The organism is Alkalihalophilus sp. As8PL, assembly GCF_040939795.1.
In the GTDB taxonomy this organism is placed as follows: Bacteria; Bacillota; Bacilli; order Bacillales; family Bacillaceae_D; genus Alkalihalophilus; species Alkalihalophilus lindianensis.
The window spans coordinates 2,830,444-2,848,940 of the sequence record NZ_CP162551.1; the positions used below are offsets into that span (position 1 = coordinate 2,830,444).

Sequence of the window (18,497 nt, forward strand, 5' to 3'; positions counted from 1 at the left end):
GGTCAGTATGAAGAAAACGATTGCTGTACTTCCTGGAGATGGTATAGGACCAGAAGTAGTGAAAGCAGCTTTAAAAGTATTGGATCAAATTGCTGAGCAGTATCAACATCAATTTGAGTATAGTTACGCAGATATTGGCGGAGTAGCAATTGATCAACATCAAACACCACTTCCCCAACGGACGCTTGATACATGTAGACAAAGTGATGCGATTTTATTAGGAGCTGTTGGTGGACCAAAGTGGGATCAGCTACCAAGTCATATGAGACCGGAAAAAGGGTTACTACAACTACGTAAATCGTTGCAATTATTTGCAAACCTCAGGCCAGTAACTTGCTATGAGAGTTTACTTGAGGCATCTCCTTTAAAGCCTGAGCGAATAAAAGGAGTCGATTTTGTCATTGTTCGCGAATTAACGGGAGGTATCTACTTCGGAGAACCTCGTGAGCGCAGATATGACAACGATGAAGAGCTAGCGATTGACACCCTTACGTACACACGTAAAGAAATCGAACGAATTGTACGCAAAGGGTTTGAACTAGCTCAAGTAAGAAAGAAAAAGGTCACCTCTGTAGACAAAGCCAATGTGTTAGAGTCAAGTCGCCTATGGAGAGAAGTTGTTGATGAAGTAGCTAAAGAATATCCAGAAGTGAGTTATGAGCATATGCTTGTTGATAATGCAGCAATGCAATTAATCCGCCAACCTACTTACTTTGACGTAATGGTTACAGAGAACATGTTTGGAGACATTTTAAGTGATGAAGCTTCAATGTTAACAGGATCTCTTGGAATGTTACCATCAGCTAGTCTTTCTGCTATTGGACCGAGCTTATACGAGCCGATTCACGGTTCTGCTCCTGATATTGCTGGAGAGAACAAAGCAAATCCATTAGCGACGATTTCTTCTTTGGCGATGATGCTTAAATATGAATTTGGTCTAGAAGAGGAAGCAAAAGCTTTGGATGAAGCGATTGAATCAGTTCTTCAAAAAGGTATCCGCACAGCGGACCTGGTAAGTGCAGGGGTTGAATATCATTCGACTGAAGCAGTGACAAATGAAGTTATCGAGCAACTTAGCTCTATTCGCGTATAAGAAATGGAGGGGTGCAGTGGAAACAGTCCATTGCCCTCTTTTAATCCAAAGATCTAATCGAAAAGGGAGGGAAATCATATGACCCCAAAAACAATTATAGAGAAAATCTGGGATCAACATGAAGTGATACAAGAGGAAGGTAAGCCGAGTTTGCTCTATATTGACTTGCATATGGTACATGAAGTGACATCTCCTCAAGCATTTGAGGGCCTGCGCATCCACAATCGAAAAGTGAGAAGACCAGATTTAACCTTTGCAACAATGGATCATAATGTGCCAACAGTCGATCGGTACAATATTACCGACCAAATTGCGAAAACACAGATTGAAACATTACAAAAAAATTGCGATGAATTTGGTATTGACGTGGTAGACCTAGAACATCCTGAAAATGGAATTGTTCATGTCATTGGTCCAGAACTTGGACTCACACAACCAGGGAAAACGATTGTTTGCGGAGATAGTCACACTTCTACTCATGGTGCTTTTGGGGCGCTGGCATTTGGTATTGGTACAAGTGAGGTTGAGCATGTACTTGCTACACAATCGCTTTGGCAATCTAAACCAAAGACCTTAGAAGTGAAGATAACAGGGAAATTGGCTGAAGGGATCGCTGCAAAAGATGTGATTCTTGCAATCATTGCTAAGTTTGGAGTAGACGTTGGAACGGGATCCGTTATTGAATTTACTGGTGATGCGATTCGTGGTATGACGATGGAAGAAAGAATGACAATCTGTAATATGTCAATAGAAGCAGGGGCAAAGGCAGGTCTAATTAGTCCTGATCAAGTAACGTATGATTACCTAGAAGGGCGTCAATATGTACCTAGTGGAGAGGCATTTACTGAGCTGACAAAGCGTTGGAGTACGCTAGCTACAGATGAAGGAGCGACTTATGATCGCACCGTTACGATTGATGCAAGTGAAATTGAACCAATGGTTACTTGGGGAACGAATCCATCACAAGGAATTGGTATTTCAAAATTAGTCCCATCACCGGAGGAAGCTACGACGGATGCTGATAAACGTGGGATTGAGCAAGCGCTAGAATATATGGATTTGAAACCAGGTACACCGATTCAAGATGTACGTGTCCAACATGTCTTTATAGGTTCCTGTACAAATTCTAGATTAAGCGATCTTCGCGCAGCGGCGTCTGTGATCAATGGAAGAAAAGTGGCTAGTGGGGTTCGGGCTTTAGTTGTACCAGGTTCACAAAAGGTAAAAAAACAAGCAGAGGAAGAAGGCTTAGACCAGCTATTTATAAAGGCAGGCTTTGAATGGCGTGAGTCTGGTTGTAGTATGTGCTTAAGTATGAATCCTGATTTTGTTCCTGAGGGTGAACGCTGTGCGTCTACGTCCAACCGTAATTTTGAAGGAAGACAAGGAAAAGGTTCTAGAACACATTTGGTCAGTCCTGAAATGGCTGCAGCAACAGCATTAGCAGGTCATTTTGTTGATGTTCGTCAATTAAAAGAAGAAAAAAAAATGACATCATAAGGGGGATTCGAAATGGAACCGATAAAAGTACATGAAGGAACGGTTGCAACGCTTAATCGTGTCAATGTCGATACCGATCAAATTATTCCAAAGCAATTTCTAAAACGTGTAGAGCGTACAGGTTTTGGTCAATTTTTATTTTTTGACTGGCGCTTTAATGCAGATGGCAGTGAAAATCAAGGGTTTGAACTTAATCAACCTCATGTTAAAGGAGCAACCATTCTAGTAGCAGGTCATAATTTCGGATGTGGTTCATCGCGTGAACATGCTCCTTGGGCTTTACATGATTATGGATTTCGTGTCATCATTGCGCCTAATTTCGCAGATATCTTCTATAATAACTGCCTGAAAAATGGTATGCTGCCGATTCGTTTAGATGAGAAATACGTGTATCAATTGCTTCAAAAAGGGGAGAAAGAAACCTTGAAAGTAGCAGTTGACTTAGAGAATCAAACGATTAAGGCTGAAGATTTTGAAACTAGTTTTGCAATCGATCCGTATTGGAAGCAGATGCTTTTAAATGGTTGGGACGAGATCAGCCTGACGCTTCAGTATGATGAGAAAATCAAGAAATATGAAGAAAAAGTAGTAGGACAGCCAGTGTAAGAAATGTAATAGGTATTGAAGGAGAGGACATCTTTGTTCTCTCTTTTTTTTAGTGGTTAGCTTTTTGGGGATTGAGGGTAAAATAAAAAGGAAGTTTTGGTTAAAAGTAATATCAAATAAGACGAGAAATGACTGCTATGAATGGTTCTCGTTGTAATTCATGTGTCAAGCTGATAAACTGAAAAGAATAACTATACAGAATGTGTTAAAGCTAGTAAGCAACATGTCAAAGAGAGTGGAGCGATTCCATGGACGGCAAAAAAACAAATAAAAAGGATACGAATCTTATCTTATACCCAGGTCTTGTTAAGCGCTTGATTGAAAAAGGTATGGATGCATTGAAAGCGAAAGATGCTACAAGTGCTTATGAGCATTTTCTTACAGCTGAACAATATGAACCAGATCATCCGCAAGTACGCTTTGGAAAAGTGTTGAGCCTTGTTGAGCTTGGCAGGTTGAAAGAGGCCGTTACACATACAAGTGCCCTCCTTAATGAAGGGATAGGAGATTATTACGACAATCTTCAAGTGCATATTTCTTTACTTGTTCAACTTGGTCATTATCAAGAAGTAGTCGATATGCTTGAAGCTGTATTAAGTGAAAATACTGTACCGGCGCAATTTGCTGAATCTTTCTATCAACTTCTTCATTTTAGTAGACAAATGATAGATGATTCGGTATTACTTGCAAATATTGAAGAAGAAGTGCCTGAAGCAGCTTCCCCGATAACAGAGCTTAAAAGTAAGTTAGACGAGGGTACCGTGAAAGACCAATGGACGGCATTACAGTATTTGAAGGAACGTCAATTTGATGATGCGTTAGAGCCATTAATTATGTACATAGAAGATGCAAGTAAAGATTGGTTACTTAGAAGTTTTGCGTTAGAAATCCTACATATGAAACAGTGCGAACATTCAGTACATATCAAAAAAGCTCATAGAACGATCTCGATAATCCCTAATGAATTGGAAACGGTTAATAATCAACCCTTTGCAATAAAGGTTAGAGCTGAACTCGAGAAAAATTTAGAACATGAGGATCCACTCTTAGCGGAGATGGCTGAACAAATTGGGAATCTTCATCTATTTGCTTGGTACCCATTCACGCCAGAACCAGACAATACATCCTTTTGGGCAGGAGTCTATCATTTTCTAGCAAGTGAAAGATTAGGTTTAGACAGATCAATTGAAGAAATAGCGGATCTTTATGAAATTGATGAACACTCCATTAAAGAAAAAGCGATAGATGTTACACAGTTAGAAGAAAGCGTATTTGATGCGTACACGCACTTCACACAGTGATTATTTCCTTTAAGGAAGATTCATTTGAAAACATATAGTGATGTGTTATAATAGAATGGTTGTCAATCATGAACAGTATAAAAATCGTTCGCTTTGCGAACATGTGTATAGTTGGAGGGAAAGAATTATGACTGCGAAATGGGAAAAATTAGAAGGTAACGAAGGCGTTTTAACAATTGATGTTGAAGCGGAGAAAGTTGATGCTGCACTTGATGCTGCATTCAAAAAAGTTGTTAAGAAAGTAAATGTACCAGGTTTCCGTAAAGGAAAAGTACCTCGTTCTTTATTTGAAAAACAATATGGTGTTGAAGCTCTTTACCAAGATGCTCTAGATATCCTATTGCCTGAAGCTTATGCGGCTGCAATAGACGAAACGAAAATCGAGCCTGTTGATCGTCCAGAGATCGACATTGAAACAATGGAAAAAGGTAGCAACCTTGTTTTCACTGCAAAAGTTATTGTAAAGCCAGAAGTTACACTTGGTGAGTACAAAGGACTTGAAGTAGCAGAGCAAGATACAACTGTTACAGATGAAGATGTTGATGCTGAACTTACTCAACTTCAAAACCGTCACGCTGAGCTTGTTGTAGTTGAAGATGGTGCACTTGAAAATGGTGATACAGCAGTAATGGACTTCGAAGGTTTCGTTGATGGTGTTGCGTTTGATGGCGGACAAGCTGAAAACTATTCACTTGAAATTGGATCTAACCAATTCATCCCTGGTTTTGAAGAGCAATTAGTTGGTCTTAAAGCAGGAGAAGAGAAAGATGTAGAAGTTAACTTCCCAGAAGAGTACCATTCTGAAGATTTAGCTGGTAAAGCTGCTACGTTCAAAGTGAAGCTACATGACATTAAGCGTAAAGAATTACCAACACTTGATGATGAGTTTGCTAAGGATGCAAATGAAAATGTTGAGACACTTGATGAGTTGAAAAAAGAGATTAAAGAAAAGCTTCAAAAAGATAAAGAGCAAGCGGCTGATACTGAAATCCGTGATACTCTTGTTGAAAAAGCTGCTGAAAATGCAACGGTTGACGTTCCAGAAGCTATGGTAACAACTGAAACAGACCGCATGCTTCAAGAATTCGAGCAACGTTTACAAATGCAAGGTATGAACCTTGAAATGTACTACCAATTTGCTGGTCAAGATGAAGCTGCTATGCGTGAGCAGTTCAAGACTGATGCAGAAAAACGTGTTCGTATTAATCTAACATTAGAAGCTATTGCTAATGCAGAAAACATCGAAGCAACAGATGCAGATGTTGATGCTGAGTTAGAAAAAATGGCTGAAATGTACCAACGCTCTGTTGAAGAGTTAAAAACAATTTTCGCAGCTCAAGGTGGAACAGAGGGCATTAAAGGTGACCTTAAAATCCAAAAAGCTGTTGAACTACTTGTTGAAAACAGCAAGAAAGCGTAAATAGGTTTAAGATCTCATTACGAAGGATAGTTAATAAGACAAGGCGCACTTTTGTGCCTTGTCTTTTAACTCATTTAAAAGACATCTTAGAAAACTGCGTCAATCATGTATGTTTCCATTCTCATATGAACAAGATGTATGTAGCACGTAAAGAATAATAAAAAGTTTTCATTCTTTTTACTTAAGATTGTTTAAGAAAAAGGATTTTTTAAGAGTAATCTTGAATGTATACTAAATCCACACATAAACTTAATAAAGAAAGGACTTGTTGTCTCGTACATAACTTTAAAAGGTTAGTTAGAGGTCGTGTCGATCACAAGTTGAAGTAGTTTAATTTCAGTACATAAGTAAGAGGCTTTTCTTTACGGGTTTTTGACTGTTATGTGATACAATGGCCTGACAAAGCTATTGTCACGCATAACAATCATTCTTTAATTACGTTTACGTCGTGTACAACTCTCCAAGAGAGTCTAATTAGGCAAAAGTTGGCTCTTGGTGGTAAAATATTTGTGAGGGGTGATTTGATGTTTAAATTTAATGAAGACAAAGGGCAGCTTAAATGTTCTTTCTGTGGAAAAACACAAGATCAAGTCCGTAAGTTAGTTGCTGGACCTGGTGTGTATATATGTGATGAGTGTATAGAACTTTGTACGGAAATTGTAGAAGAAGAGCTTGGTGGCGAAGAGGAAGTAGAATTCCAAGAAGTACCTAAGCCTCAAGAAATCCGTCAAATTCTTGATGACTATGTTATTGGCCAAGACCAAGCTAAAAAGTCGCTTTCGGTTGCTGTTTATAATCACTATAAACGTATCAACTCAATGAATCGCTCTGAAGAAGTTGAGCTTGCTAAAAGTAACATTGCGATGATTGGACCAACTGGTAGTGGTAAAACACTTTTAGCTCAAACATTAGCACGTATTCTTAATGTACCTTTTGCTATTGCGGATGCAACATCGTTAACAGAAGCTGGTTACGTTGGGGAAGATGTTGAAAACATCTTACTTAAGTTAATTCAAGCTGCTGATTATGATGTGGAGAAAGCAGAAAAAGGAATCATCTATATTGATGAGATTGATAAAGTAGCACGTAAATCAGAAAATCCATCGATTACGCGTGATGTTTCTGGAGAAGGTGTTCAACAAGCACTTCTTAAAATTCTTGAAGGAACAACAGCGAGTGTGCCTCCACAAGGTGGACGTAAGCACCCTCATCAAGAATTTATTCAAATTGATACGACAAACGTTTTATTCATTTGTGGCGGTGCATTTGATGGCATCGAGCAAATTATCAAACGTCGCTTAGGTAAGAAAGTAATTGGTTTTGGATCAGAAGTAAAACAAGAAGAATTAAAGCCGGGCGAATACTTAAGTAAAGTGTTACCGGAAGACTTATTACGCTTCGGTTTAATTCCAGAATTTATCGGTCGTTTACCGGTTATCTCAAGTTTAGAACCACTTGATACTGATGCCCTTGTTGAGATCTTAACAAAGCCAAAAAATGCTCTTGTGAAGCAATATCAGAAGTTATTAGAACTTGATGATGTGGAACTAGAATTTACAGATGATGCCCTTGTTGAGATTGCTAAAAAGGCCATTGAGCGTAAAACTGGCGCTCGTGGGCTACGTTCCATTATTGAGGGAATTATGCTTGATGTAATGTTTGATCTTCCTTCACGCAAAGATGTTGTCACTTGTGTGATACACGCTAAGTGTATTACAGATCAAGAGTTACCGATCTTAAAAACAGAAGACGGCACTGAAATTTCGTTGTCTAAAGAAGAGCCGAAAGAAAGTGCATAATGAGCTCTTAAAGCACACCTCCAAAGCGGGGTGTGTTTTTTTGTCTTCATCTAGAAAAAAGTAAAGAGGAATTTTTAGAACTCGCATTTTCTTTGGTTAGTGAGATAGTTGTCGGTCATACTAAGAAAAACAGTTAATGACTACATCAGGAGGTAACAGGATGAATTGGACAGCGATTGCATTAGTGATTCAGTTATTCTTTGGCGTGATTATAGGGGTGTACTTTTGGAATTTGTTAAAATCTCAACGAAACCAACGAGTGACAATTGATAGAGACTCTAAAAAAGAGATGGAACAATTAAGGAAGATGCGTGCCATACAATTAAGTGAACCATTATCAGAAAAGGTTCGCCCTATTAGTTTCGATGATATCGTCGGACAAGAAGAAGGGATTCGGTCACTGAGAGCAGCTTTATGTGGACCAAATCCTCAGCATGTTATTGTATATGGACCTCCAGGTGTCGGGAAAACGGCGGCAGCACGTCTCGTCTTAGAAGAAGCAAAGAAAAATAGTCAATCTCCATTTCGACACGAAGCGGTTTTTGTGGAATTAGATGGAACGACAGCTAGATTTGATGAAAGAGGAATTGCTGATCCATTAATTGGTTCAGTACATGATCCTATTTATCAAGGTGCAGGCGCAATGGGGCAAGCAGGCATCCCCCAACCTAAACATGGAGCTGTGACAAAAGCACATGGTGGTGTTCTATTTATTGATGAAATCGGAGAACTTCATTCGATTCAATTAAATAAATTATTGAAAGTATTAGAAGATCGAAAGGTATTTCTTGAAAGTGCCTATTATAGTGAAGAAAATCAACAAATTCCTAAGCATATTCATGAAATTTTTCAAAAGGGGCTTCCAGCAGATTTTCGTTTAATCGGTGCAACGACACGTACGCCACAAGAATTACCTCCAGCGATCAGGTCAAGATGCCTAGAAGTGTATTTCCGTGCGTTAAAGCCACAAGAAATTGTATCAATTGCTAAAAAGGCGGTTGATAAGCTTGCATTTAAAGCAGAAGAACCAGCGATAGAACGTATCGCAAAATATGCTACAAATGGCCGTGAAGCAGTAAATATTGTTCAAATTGCAGCAGGTGTAGCTACGTCAGAAGGAAGAGAAGAAGTAACAATTAGAGATGTAGAGTGGGTATTACATGCAAGCCAATTAACTCCTCGTCCAGAACGTAAAATACATGAAGATCCAGCAGTAGGGCTGGTTAATGGATTAGCAGTATTTGGTCCTAATATGGGGGCTCTTCTTGAAATAGAAGTTAATGTGATCGAAAATCGTGGCAAAGGATCTGTTAATATTACAGGCATTGCGGAGGAAGAAAGTACTGGTAATCAAATGCGCTCCATAAGACGAAAAAGTATGGCCAAAGGATCTGTTGAAAATGTTGTAACCGTCCTTCGTCGAATGGGCATCCCAACTCAAGACTACGATGTACATGTGAATTTTCCGGGCGGTGGCCCTGTGGATGGACCTTCAGCTGGAATTGCTATAGCAACAGGTATTTTTTCTGCCATTCAAGGACAAAAAATCAAAAATACAATTGCCATGACGGGTGAGTTAGGCATTCACGGGTCGGTAAAGCCGATTGGTGGAGTCGTTGCTAAGGTAGAAGCTGCTAAATTAGCCGGTGCCACGCAAGTAATTATTCCGAAAGAAAATGAGCAAGCGATACTAAAGGAAGTAGACGGGATTGAAATTATTGCTGTTTCACATCTAGATGAAGTACTGGAATTAGCAATAGAGTGCGAAGAAGCTACTGAAGAGGTCATCCCTGCTAGTACCGGACTTAATACTTCCCCAACACCTGTTTAACGGGAATTTCAAGGTCAGCTCTTGATTTCTCTGGCTACTTACATTAGACAAAGAATGGGGGATAAGATAAAATTAGTGGAGATCAAATTCGAATCTTTTAGCAATTGAGCCAAATGAACCCAATTCATTCGAACTAGTTATTGCGAATGGATGTTAAGGTTTTCTTGATAAAGGGTATTGATTCGGAACTAGGAAATTTGGAGGTGTATGCGGATGGTCGCAGAAAAAACAAAACGAACTATTCCGCTTCTGCCTTTACGCGGCCTGCTCGTCTTCCCATCGATGGTACTTCATCTAGATGTTGGGCGTGCTAAGTCAGTACAGGCATTAGAATTTGCAATGAATGAAGATGAGGAAATCCTTTTATCTACACAAAAGGAAATTTCAATTGATGAACCAACGAATGATGAAATTTATTCAGTGGGAACGCTCGCTAAAATTAAACAATTGTTAAAACTTCCAAATGGTACAGTACGTATTCACGTTGAAGGACTGCACCGTGCAAGGATTGAAGAATATCTAGATAATGCTGATTTTCTTGAAGTAGAAATGACAGAGTTATCTAATGAACAAACAGATCGTACTGCTGAAACTCAAGCGATAATGAGAAACTTGCTGGAGATGTTTGAGCAATATACGAAGGTGAGTAAAAAAGTATCAGCAGAAACGTTAGCAACGGTTTCAGACATATCAGAACCTAGCCGCTTTGCAGATGTATTAGCATCTAATCTTCCCCTTAAGTTGGCTGAAAAGCAAGAGCTTCTTGAGATGAATAATGTGGTTGAAAGACTGCTTCATTTAATAGAGATTTTAAACAACGAACAAGAAGTGTTAGGCCTTGAGAAAAAGATTGGTCAGCGCGTAAAAAAATCAATGGAAAAAACGCAAAAAGAATATTATTTACGGGAACAAATGAAGGCGATTCAAAAAGAATTGGGCGACCGTGAAGGACGTACAGGAGAAGTAGCTTCTTTAAAAGAAAAAATTGAAGAAGCTACTATGCCAACGTCTGTAGAAGAGAAAGCTCTTAAAGAGCTTGATCGCTATGAGAAAATGCCAGCTAATTCAGCTGAAAGCTCCGTTCTGAGAAATTACATTGAGTGGCTTGTGCAATTACCATGGACGAATGAAACTGAGGATCAACTCGATGTGAATCGTGCAGAAGATATTTTAAACGAAGATCATTATGGCTTAGAAAAAGTAAAAGAACGCGTCCTTGAATATTTAGCCGTTCAACAATTAACAAATGAGCTAAAAGGTCCGATTTTATGTTTATCTGGCCCTCCTGGTGTCGGGAAAACATCGTTAGCACGTTCCATTGCTCGCTCGCTTAATCGTAATTTTGTTCGCATATCGTTAGGCGGAGTGAGAGATGAAGCGGAGATACGTGGTCACCGTCGTACATACGTCGGCGCAATGCCAGGCCGGATGATCCAAGGAATGAAAAAAGCTGGGTCAATTAATCCGGTCTTCTTACTAGATGAAATTGATAAGATGGCAAATGATTTCCGTGGTGATCCTTCTTCTGCCTTATTAGAAGTGTTAGATCCTGAACAGAATCATACTTTTAGTGATCATTATATTGAGGAGCCATATGACCTTTCAAAGGTTATGTTTGTGACAACAGCTAACAACATTGCCACCATTCCTGGTCCTCTTAGAGATCGTATGGAAATGATTCATATTGCAGGGTACACAGAAGTGGAGAAAATGCAAATTGCTAAAAATTATCTCCTGCCTAAGCAAATGAAAGATCATGGGCTATCAAAATCGATGATACAAGTAAAAGATGAGGCCATTCAAAAGGTCATTCGTTATTATACAAGAGAAGCAGGGGTTCGTAATTTAGAGAGACAACTTGCCACATTATGTAGAAAAGCTGCTAAAATCATCGTAACGGGTACCAAAAAGCGTGTTATACTTACTCAAAAGACAGCTGAGGAAATGCTAGGTAAACCACGTTTTCGCTACGGCATAGCAGAAGTAGAAGATCAAGTGGGAGCGGCTACTGGTCTTGCTTACACATCTGCCGGTGGTGATACATTATCTATTGAAGTATCGCTTTCGCCTGGTAAAGGTAAATTAACGTTAACAGGTAAATTAGGCGATGTGATGAAAGAGTCGGCGCAAGCTGCTTTTAGTTATATCCGTGCAAGGTCAAAAGAGCTTAACATTGATGCGGATTTTCATGAGAAAAATGATATCCATATTCATGTTCCAGAGGGTGCTACACCTAAAGATGGTCCATCAGCTGGGATTACTATGGCAACAGCCCTCATTTCTGCTTTGACTGGTCGTGTAGTAAAGAAAGAAGTAGGAATGACTGGGGAAATTACATTAAGAGGACGTGTACTACCGATTGGCGGACTTAAAGAAAAGTCAATGAGTGCACATCGAGCTGGTCTTAAGACGATCATCATTCCAAAAGACAATGAAAAAGATCTGGAAGATGTACCCGAAAGTGTTCGCCAAGATCTTAACTACATTCTAGTTGGCCACTTAGATGACGTCTTAAAGCATGCGTTGGGAGAGAAGAAATGAAGGTAACAAAAGCAGAATTATTTACAGTCGCAGTAAAGCCTGAACAATATCCAAACACACCTTTACCGGAAATTGCACTAGCTGGTCGTTCAAATGTGGGGAAGTCATCTTTTATCAATAAGATGATTAATCGTAAAAGTTTGGCACGGACGTCACAGCGTCCGGGGAAAACCCAAACATTGAATTTTTACGCTATTAATGAACAACTTCACTTTGTGGATGTGCCGGGATATGGTTTTGCAAAGGTTTCAAAGAAGGAACGAGATTCTTGGGGAGAGATGATTGAGACATTTATTCAAACACGTGAACAATTACGTGCCATCGTCCAACTGATTGATGTCCGTCACAAACCATCACAAGAGGATAAATTAATGTATAAGTGGTTAAAACATTTTGATATGCCTGTCATACTGGTTGCGACAAAGTGTGACAAGATCCCAAAAGGGAAATGGCAAAAACATTTAAAAGTGATTTCACAAGAATTAGAAAAACATGAAGATGATCCACTATTACTCTTTTCCTCTGAAACAGGGCATGGAAAAGAACAAGCGTGGAAAACGATTCTGTATTACGCTACAAAAAAAGATTAACAAAAAGGTCTGCACCAAAAATGGTGCAGACCTTTTGCTTTATTATTATTTTCGCTTTAAAATGAAAAACAGACCTATACAGATAAGGACAATGGGCCATAAATCAAGTACAACCTTATGAGTTGGTTTCAACCATTCTACTGGGTTGATCGAAAGAAAAGCAACGATTGAAAAAATGGTGAGAAGGAGACCTGGGATTAACCCTTCCTTCTTAGTGCGAACATAGACAAGTAAGAAAGAAATTCCGACAATGAGGGTATACATTCCCCAATGATCTGGCCATGATGGAATGAGAGAAAGACCGTGAAAATGAATACCAAGACCTATTAATAAAAGGCCAGGAAAAAGCGAGCTTGTATCTTTTCCTAAAATTGATTGCAGTAAAAATGCAAGACCAATAATGAGTAAGATAGAAGGCCAGCTTGCCACTTGTTCTTGGTACGGTAAGGAATATTGGTTGGTGAGAAAAAAAGCACCAAGACCGATCAATAAGACGCCAAGAAAAATACGTTGTTGCTTCATGTACTTACCCTCCAATTATGAAAGAGTTGGTCATATATTTAGATGAAATGGTTAAGCTAAAAGGAAAGAATTCTCTAGCGTACCAAAGTCATCATACAATACCAACATAATAGCATAGGCTTCATGATCTGTTCACAAATTTTTTTTGAGTGATTAGACAGACATGTTATAATGAGTTTAGTAAAGGGTAAGGGTTAAACTAGTCCCTAATTAGAACGATTTATTGGGTAAAATTTATTAGTAGAAGTTACGAAAATGAAATGATAGATGAAGTGAACGGTGGGGGTGAGTTAAAGAATGCATATTATTGTTGTCGGATTAAACTATAAAACAGCCCCGGTTGAAATGCGAGAAAAGTTCGCCTTTCAAGAAGCTGAGATGCCAATAGCGCTTAATCAGCTTCGCAACATGAAAAGTATTCTAGAATGTACGATTATATCTACATGCAATCGAACGGAAATCTATGTGGTTGCTGATCAGCTTCATACTGGGCGCCATTTCACGAAATCCTTCCTGGCAGAATGGTTCCAATTATCTAAAGAAGAAGTTTCACCTTATTTGGATATACGTGAAGACCATCATGCGATTGAACATTTGTTTAGAGTAGCATGTGGACTTGATTCTATGATCTTAGGAGAAACACAAATTCTTGGCCAAGTTCGAGATAGTTTTCTCTTAGCTCAGCAAGAACAAGCAACAGGTACGATTTTTAATCATTTATTCAAACAAGCAGTCACACTAGCTAAGCGTGCTCATTCAGGTACTGAAATTGGCCAGCATGCTGTATCTGTTAGTTATGCTGCAGTTGAATTAGGTAAGAATATATTTGGTGACTTTGACGGTAAGCATGTATTAATTTTAGGTGCAGGCAAGATGAGTGAATTAACTGCCAAGCATTTGCATGCTAATGGTGCTAAGAAGATTACCGTCATTAACCGAACAGAAGCTCGTGCAGCAGAACTTGCAGCTCGTTTCCTCGGACAAGCGAGACCGTTTGAACAACTCCAAGACGCTTTAGTAGATGCTGATGTTTTAATCAGTTCGACAGGAGCCCGTGATTTTGTTGTGTCTAAAGAGATGATGTCTAAGACTTTAAAGAAGCGTAAAGGACGTCCTTTATTTATGGTTGATATTGCAGTGCCACGTGATTTGGACCCGGCGCTTGCTGAGTTAGATGATGTGTATCTGTATGATATTGATGACCTACAAAATATTGTTGAAGCTAATTTAGCAGAGCGTAAGCGCGAAGCTGAAAAAATCGAGTTGATGATTGAGCTTGAAATTGATGAGTTTAAATCTTGGCTAAACACTTTAGGTGTGGTTCCAATTATTACCGCTCTTCGAACAAAAGCTTTAGCAGTACAAGCCGAAACGATGGAGAGTATTGAACGTAAATTGCCAAACCTCTCAGAACGTGAGAAGAAAGTTCTTCGCAAGCATACAAAGAGTATCGTCAACCAACTTTTACGTGATCCAGTAACTCGAGTAAAAGAACTGGCTGGAGAATCTAGTTCAGATGAAGCGCTTGAATTGTTTACAAAGATCTTCGCATTAGAAGAAGAACTTGAAACACAAGAGCGTGAGGTACGTGTTCGTGAGGCAGAGCAACAATGGGAAGCACAAAAGAAAGAATACAGTGCATTCTCTAATAAGCAAGATGCAGTCGTTCGCTCCTAAGGAAAGGAGTGAGATTAGCGGATGAATTGGATTTATCCATTAACGATTGTCCTTTATAGTTTAAGTGTATTTGGCTATTTTATTGATTTCTTACAGCAAAACCGGAAAGTCAATCGATTGGCTTTCTGGTTGCTTTCTATAGTATGGGTCTTACAAACGGTGTATTTCGTGTACCGAGCATTTGAGTTAAATCGATTGCCGTTAATTACCCCGTTTGAAGGGCTCTTTTTTTATGCATGGGTAGTGGTTACGCTATCTCTTTTAATCAACTGGTTTTTCAGGGTTGATTTTCTCGTGTTTTTTACGAATCTTGTAGGATTTAGTATGATGGCGTTTAGTCTATTTGTGAGGGATAGTGGTATTCCTGAATCACTGTATACCCTCTTAGTTTCCGAATTACTAATTATTCATATCACCATTATATTATTGTCATATGCTGCGTTTACTTTATCATTTGCTTTTTCGATTATGTATGTGATTCAACATCAAATGCTTAAACGGAAGCTTTGGGGTAAACGACTTGTGCGCTTTGGTTCGTTATCGAAACTCGATCGATTGGCATATCGAATGACTATTTTTGCTTTTCCATTCTTTTTAATTGGTCTCATTCTTGGTTTCGTTTGGGCCAATACTCAATTTGGATTTATCCCGCTAATGGATGCGAAAGTTATTAGCTCGTTATTCGTTTTATTTGTATACGCTATCTACCTATACCAACGAGCTGTTCACTACGTTCGAGGATATAATATGGCGCTATTAAATATTGCTTGTTTCTTATTACTTTTAATTAATTATTTCTTATCTGGTCAGTATTCAGAGTTTCATCTATGGTATTAACGTAAAACTAGATTTGAAAAGTGACATTGACTGATTAACTGGAGGTTTATACATGCGTACGATTGTAATTGGTTCACGCCGTAGTAATTTAGCTTTAACACAGACTGATTGGGTTATTGCTCAATTAAAGAAAAAAGACGTTCCTTATGAGTTTGAAGTGAAAAAGATCGTCACAAAGGGAGATCGTATATTAGATGTGACGCTTTCTAAAGTTGGTGGGAAAGGGTTGTTTGTAAAAGAGATTGAACAAGCTCTTGAGAATAAAGAGATTGATCTAGCTGTTCACAGTATGAAAGACGTTCCATCCGTTATGCCTGATGGCTTTACATTAGGAGCGATTACAGAGCGAGAAGACCCTCGTGATGCCTTTATTTCAGTTGATAACGTAAAATTAGCAGATTTACCGGCAGGAGCGATTGTCGGTACAAGTAGCTTACGTCGTTCAGCTCAACTTTTAGCAGAGCGTCCTGACCTTGAAGTGAAATGGATTCGTGGTAACGTTGAGACACGTTTACGTAAATTAAAAGAAGAAGATTTTTCTGCGATTATTTTAGCTGCTGCAGGATTGAAGCGGCTCGGTTATTCAGAAGAGTTAGTGACAGAGTACTTATCTCCAGAAATGTGTGTTCCTGCTGTAGGACAAGGTGCACTAGGCCTTGAGTGCCGTAGCGATGACGAAGAAGTGCTTGAATTAATTCAGAAATTAAATGATGATTACACATCCCGTACTGTAACCGCTGAGCGTACATTCTTACACAAGATGGAAGGTGGTTGTCAGGTGCCAATCGCAGCTTATGCAACGATTCAAGCTGACGACCAACTTTCTTTAACTGCACTTGTAGGCTCTCCTGATGGTAAAACGATCTTAAAAGAGAGATTAGTTGGTCAAGACCCTGTAAAATTAGGCGAGGAGATTTCAGATCGTCTTCTTGAAAAAGGGGCTAAGGAAATTTTAGATAAAGTGAAACGTGAGCTTGATCAGTAATGAATACGGCTGCACTTGCGGGTAAGCATGTACTTGTAACGCGTGCAATCGAACAAGCTCAACCTCTTATTAATCGAATAGAAGAAGTGGGCGGAATTGCACATGTTATTCCGCTTCTCTCTTTTCAAGCTATAGAAGAAGCACATCATATGGAACAAGTACGAAACAGTCTTGAACATTATCAATGGCTTGTTTTTACAAGTGCAAATGGTGTGCGTTTCTTTTTTGAAGCGTTTAAAGAAGATCATCTTCGCTCTATTATTAAAAAGGCCAACATTGCTGTAGTCGGAAATAAGACTGAAGCAGTTCTTAATCAATATGGCTATCAGGCAAGTCTGCTTCCAAAACATTATGTTGCAGAAGATTTAGTCCTGGTATTACGTGAGCATATTAATGAGGGTGAGCGTGTTTTACTGCCTCGTGGTAATTTGGGACGAACTTATTTACCAAAGGCATTGAGCGCTCATGGAATTGAAGTAGATGATTTAACCGTCTATAAAACGGTATGTCCTGATGTGGCCAAAGACCACATTCAATCTCTGATAAATGAACACATACCGCTTGATGTGATCACCTTTACAAGTTCTTCAGCCGTTAAACACTATACTCAGATTTTAGAGGGGCTTGAGCTAGAAGATCCATTTCCTTATGCACGGATTGCTTGCATAGGACCGATTGCAGAAAAAACAGCACAAGAGTATCATTTACAAGTAGATATAACAGCAAGTACATACACTATTGAAGGTCTTATAGAAGCTATCTCTACATATTTTAAGGAGGATGAAAACTATTGAAACAGTTAGAATTTAATCGTCATCGTCGCCTTCGTCAAACCGCTTCGATTCGTCGTATGGTTCGCGAAACATCTGTTAAAACAGATGATTTGATTTATCCGATCTTTGTAATCGAGGGGGAAGGGGTAAAGAATGAAATTCCTTCTATGCCTAATGTGTTCCAATGGTCACTTGATTTAGTAGATACTGAAGTAGAAGAAGCGGTGGCACTCGGAATCCTTTCTATTATCGTATTTGGAGTTCCAGCAGATAAAGATGATGTAGGCTCTTCTGCCTATCATGATCACGGAATTGTTCAAAAAGCGATTCGTCAAATTAAAGAAAAGCATCCTGATCTTACAGTGATTGCTGATACATGTCTATGCCAATTTACTGATCATGGTCATTGCGGTGTTATTGAAGACGGTAAGATTTTAAATGATCCTACGCTTGACTTACTTGCTAAAACAGCAGTTTCTCAAGCTGAAGCTGGAGCAGATATTATTGCTCCTTCAAATATGATGGATGGCTTTGTAGCAGCGATTCGTCATGGCTTAGATGAAGCAGGTTATCATGACGTGCCGATTATGTCTTACTCGGTTAAATATGCATCAGCATTCTACGGGCCGTTTCGTGATGCAGCTCATAGCTCACCTAAATTCGGCGATCGTAAAACATACCAAATGGATCCTGCTAATCGCCTCGAAGCAATTCGTGAAGCACAATCAGATATTGAAGAAGGGGCAGATTTCCTAATTGTAAAGCCAGCTCTTTCTTATCTAGATGTGATTCGTGAGGTAAAGGATCACTCCGGATTTCCAGTTGTGGCATATAATGTCAGTGGGGAATACTCGATGATAAAAGCTGCTAGTCAAAATGGTTGGGTCGATGAAAAGGCCATTGTGCTTGAAAAGATGACAAGTATGAAACGAGCAGGTGCTGACTTGATTTTAACGTATCATGCTAAAGATGTGGCTCGTTGGTTAAAAGAAACGAACTAACAGATTGAAAGGAGAATGAGA

General features: G+C 39.1%; 15 protein-coding genes. 14 read left to right on the forward strand and 1 reads right to left on the reverse strand.

The window, feature by feature from the left end:
• Nucleotides 1–7: 7 nt before the first annotated feature.
• The 9 genes from leuB to yihA all read left to right on the forward strand — a co-directional run bounded on the left by leuB (nucleotide 8) and on the right by yihA (nucleotide 12,681).
• Complete coding sequence (leuB, locus tag AB3N04_RS15760; RefSeq protein ID WP_368503620.1) at nucleotides 8–1,093, forward strand: 3-isopropylmalate dehydrogenase; 1,086 nt, start codon at nucleotides 8–10, stop codon at nucleotides 1,091–1,093.
• Between the two features lie 78 nt (nucleotides 1,094–1,171).
• The gene (leuC, locus tag AB3N04_RS15765) at nucleotides 1,172–2,593 is read left to right on the forward strand and encodes a 3-isopropylmalate dehydratase large subunit (protein WP_368503621.1); all 1,422 of its coding nucleotides are present in this window, start codon (nucleotides 1,172–1,174) and stop codon (nucleotides 2,591–2,593) included.
• Between the two features lie 12 nt (nucleotides 2,594–2,605).
• On the forward strand, nucleotides 2,606–3,199 hold the full coding sequence (leuD, locus tag AB3N04_RS15770; protein ID WP_368503622.1) for a 3-isopropylmalate dehydratase small subunit: 594 nt from the start codon (nucleotides 2,606–2,608) through the stop codon (nucleotides 3,197–3,199).
• A 248-nt stretch (nucleotides 3,200–3,447) separates the two neighbouring features.
• Nucleotides 3,448–4,500: a hypothetical protein gene (locus tag AB3N04_RS15775; RefSeq protein WP_368503623.1), complete on the forward strand. Its 1,053-nt coding sequence runs from the start codon at nucleotides 3,448–3,450 to the stop codon at nucleotides 4,498–4,500.
• A gap of 127 nt (nucleotides 4,501–4,627) precedes the next feature.
• Entirely contained in the window at nucleotides 4,628–5,920 is a 1,293-nt protein-coding gene (gene tig / locus AB3N04_RS15780) for a trigger factor (RefSeq protein WP_368503624.1), read from the forward strand.
• Nucleotides 5,921–6,444: 524 nt separating this feature from the next.
• Entirely contained in the window at nucleotides 6,445–7,719 is a 1,275-nt protein-coding gene (clpX, locus tag AB3N04_RS15785) for an ATP-dependent protease ATP-binding subunit ClpX (RefSeq protein WP_317122073.1), read from the forward strand.
• A gap of 160 nt (nucleotides 7,720–7,879) precedes the next feature.
• Nucleotides 7,880–9,550 carry an ATP-dependent protease LonB gene (lonB, locus tag AB3N04_RS15790; protein ID WP_368503625.1) on the forward strand — a complete coding sequence of 557 codons (1,671 nt, stop codon included), beginning with the start codon at nucleotides 7,880–7,882 and terminating at the stop codon, nucleotides 9,548–9,550.
• Between the two features lie 213 nt (nucleotides 9,551–9,763).
• Nucleotides 9,764–12,091, forward strand: a complete 2,328-nt coding sequence (gene lon / locus AB3N04_RS15795) for an endopeptidase La (RefSeq protein WP_368503626.1) — start codon at nucleotides 9,764–9,766, stop codon at nucleotides 12,089–12,091.
• On the forward strand, nucleotides 12,088–12,681 hold the full coding sequence (gene yihA, locus AB3N04_RS15800) for a ribosome biogenesis GTP-binding protein YihA/YsxC (RefSeq protein ID WP_368503627.1): 594 nt from the start codon (nucleotides 12,088–12,090) through the stop codon (nucleotides 12,679–12,681). The genes lon and yihA overlap by 4 nt, the downstream gene beginning before the upstream one ends.
• A 45-nt stretch (nucleotides 12,682–12,726) precedes the next feature.
• On the opposite strand, the gene AB3N04_RS15805 is transcribed toward yihA, so the two are convergent.
• Nucleotides 12,727–13,203, reverse strand: coding sequence for a DUF5668 domain-containing protein (locus AB3N04_RS15805; RefSeq protein WP_368503628.1), 477 nt, complete (start codon nucleotides 13,201–13,203; stop codon nucleotides 12,727–12,729).
• A 297-nt stretch (nucleotides 13,204–13,500) separates the two neighbouring features.
• Here AB3N04_RS15805 and hemA point away from each other — a divergent pair, with 297 nt between their 5' ends.
• The 5 genes from hemA to hemB are packed head-to-tail and all read left to right on the forward strand — an operon-like array spanning nucleotide 13,501 to nucleotide 18,476.
• On the forward strand, nucleotides 13,501–14,880 hold the full coding sequence (gene hemA, locus AB3N04_RS15810; RefSeq protein WP_368503629.1) for a glutamyl-tRNA reductase: 1,380 nt from the start codon (nucleotides 13,501–13,503) through the stop codon (nucleotides 14,878–14,880).
• 21 nt (nucleotides 14,881–14,901) lie between these two features.
• Nucleotides 14,902–15,717 carry an inner membrane protein YpjD gene (locus AB3N04_RS15815; protein WP_047973830.1) on the forward strand — a complete coding sequence of 272 codons (816 nt, stop codon included), beginning with the start codon at nucleotides 14,902–14,904 and terminating at the stop codon, nucleotides 15,715–15,717.
• 52 nt (nucleotides 15,718–15,769) lie between these two features.
• A complete protein-coding gene (hemC, locus tag AB3N04_RS15820; protein ID WP_368503630.1) occupies nucleotides 15,770–16,702 on the forward strand; it encodes a hydroxymethylbilane synthase in 933 nt (310 codons plus the stop codon).
• The gene (locus AB3N04_RS15825; protein ID WP_368503631.1) at nucleotides 16,702–17,496 is read left to right on the forward strand and encodes a uroporphyrinogen-III synthase; all 795 of its coding nucleotides are present in this window, start codon (nucleotides 16,702–16,704) and stop codon (nucleotides 17,494–17,496) included. Before hemC ends, AB3N04_RS15825 begins: the two co-directional genes overlap by 1 nt.
• A complete protein-coding gene (gene hemB, locus AB3N04_RS15830; protein WP_368503632.1) occupies nucleotides 17,493–18,476 on the forward strand; it encodes a porphobilinogen synthase in 984 nt (327 codons plus the stop codon). The genes AB3N04_RS15825 and hemB overlap by 4 nt, the downstream gene beginning before the upstream one ends.
• Nucleotides 18,477–18,497: the final 21 nt, after the last annotated feature.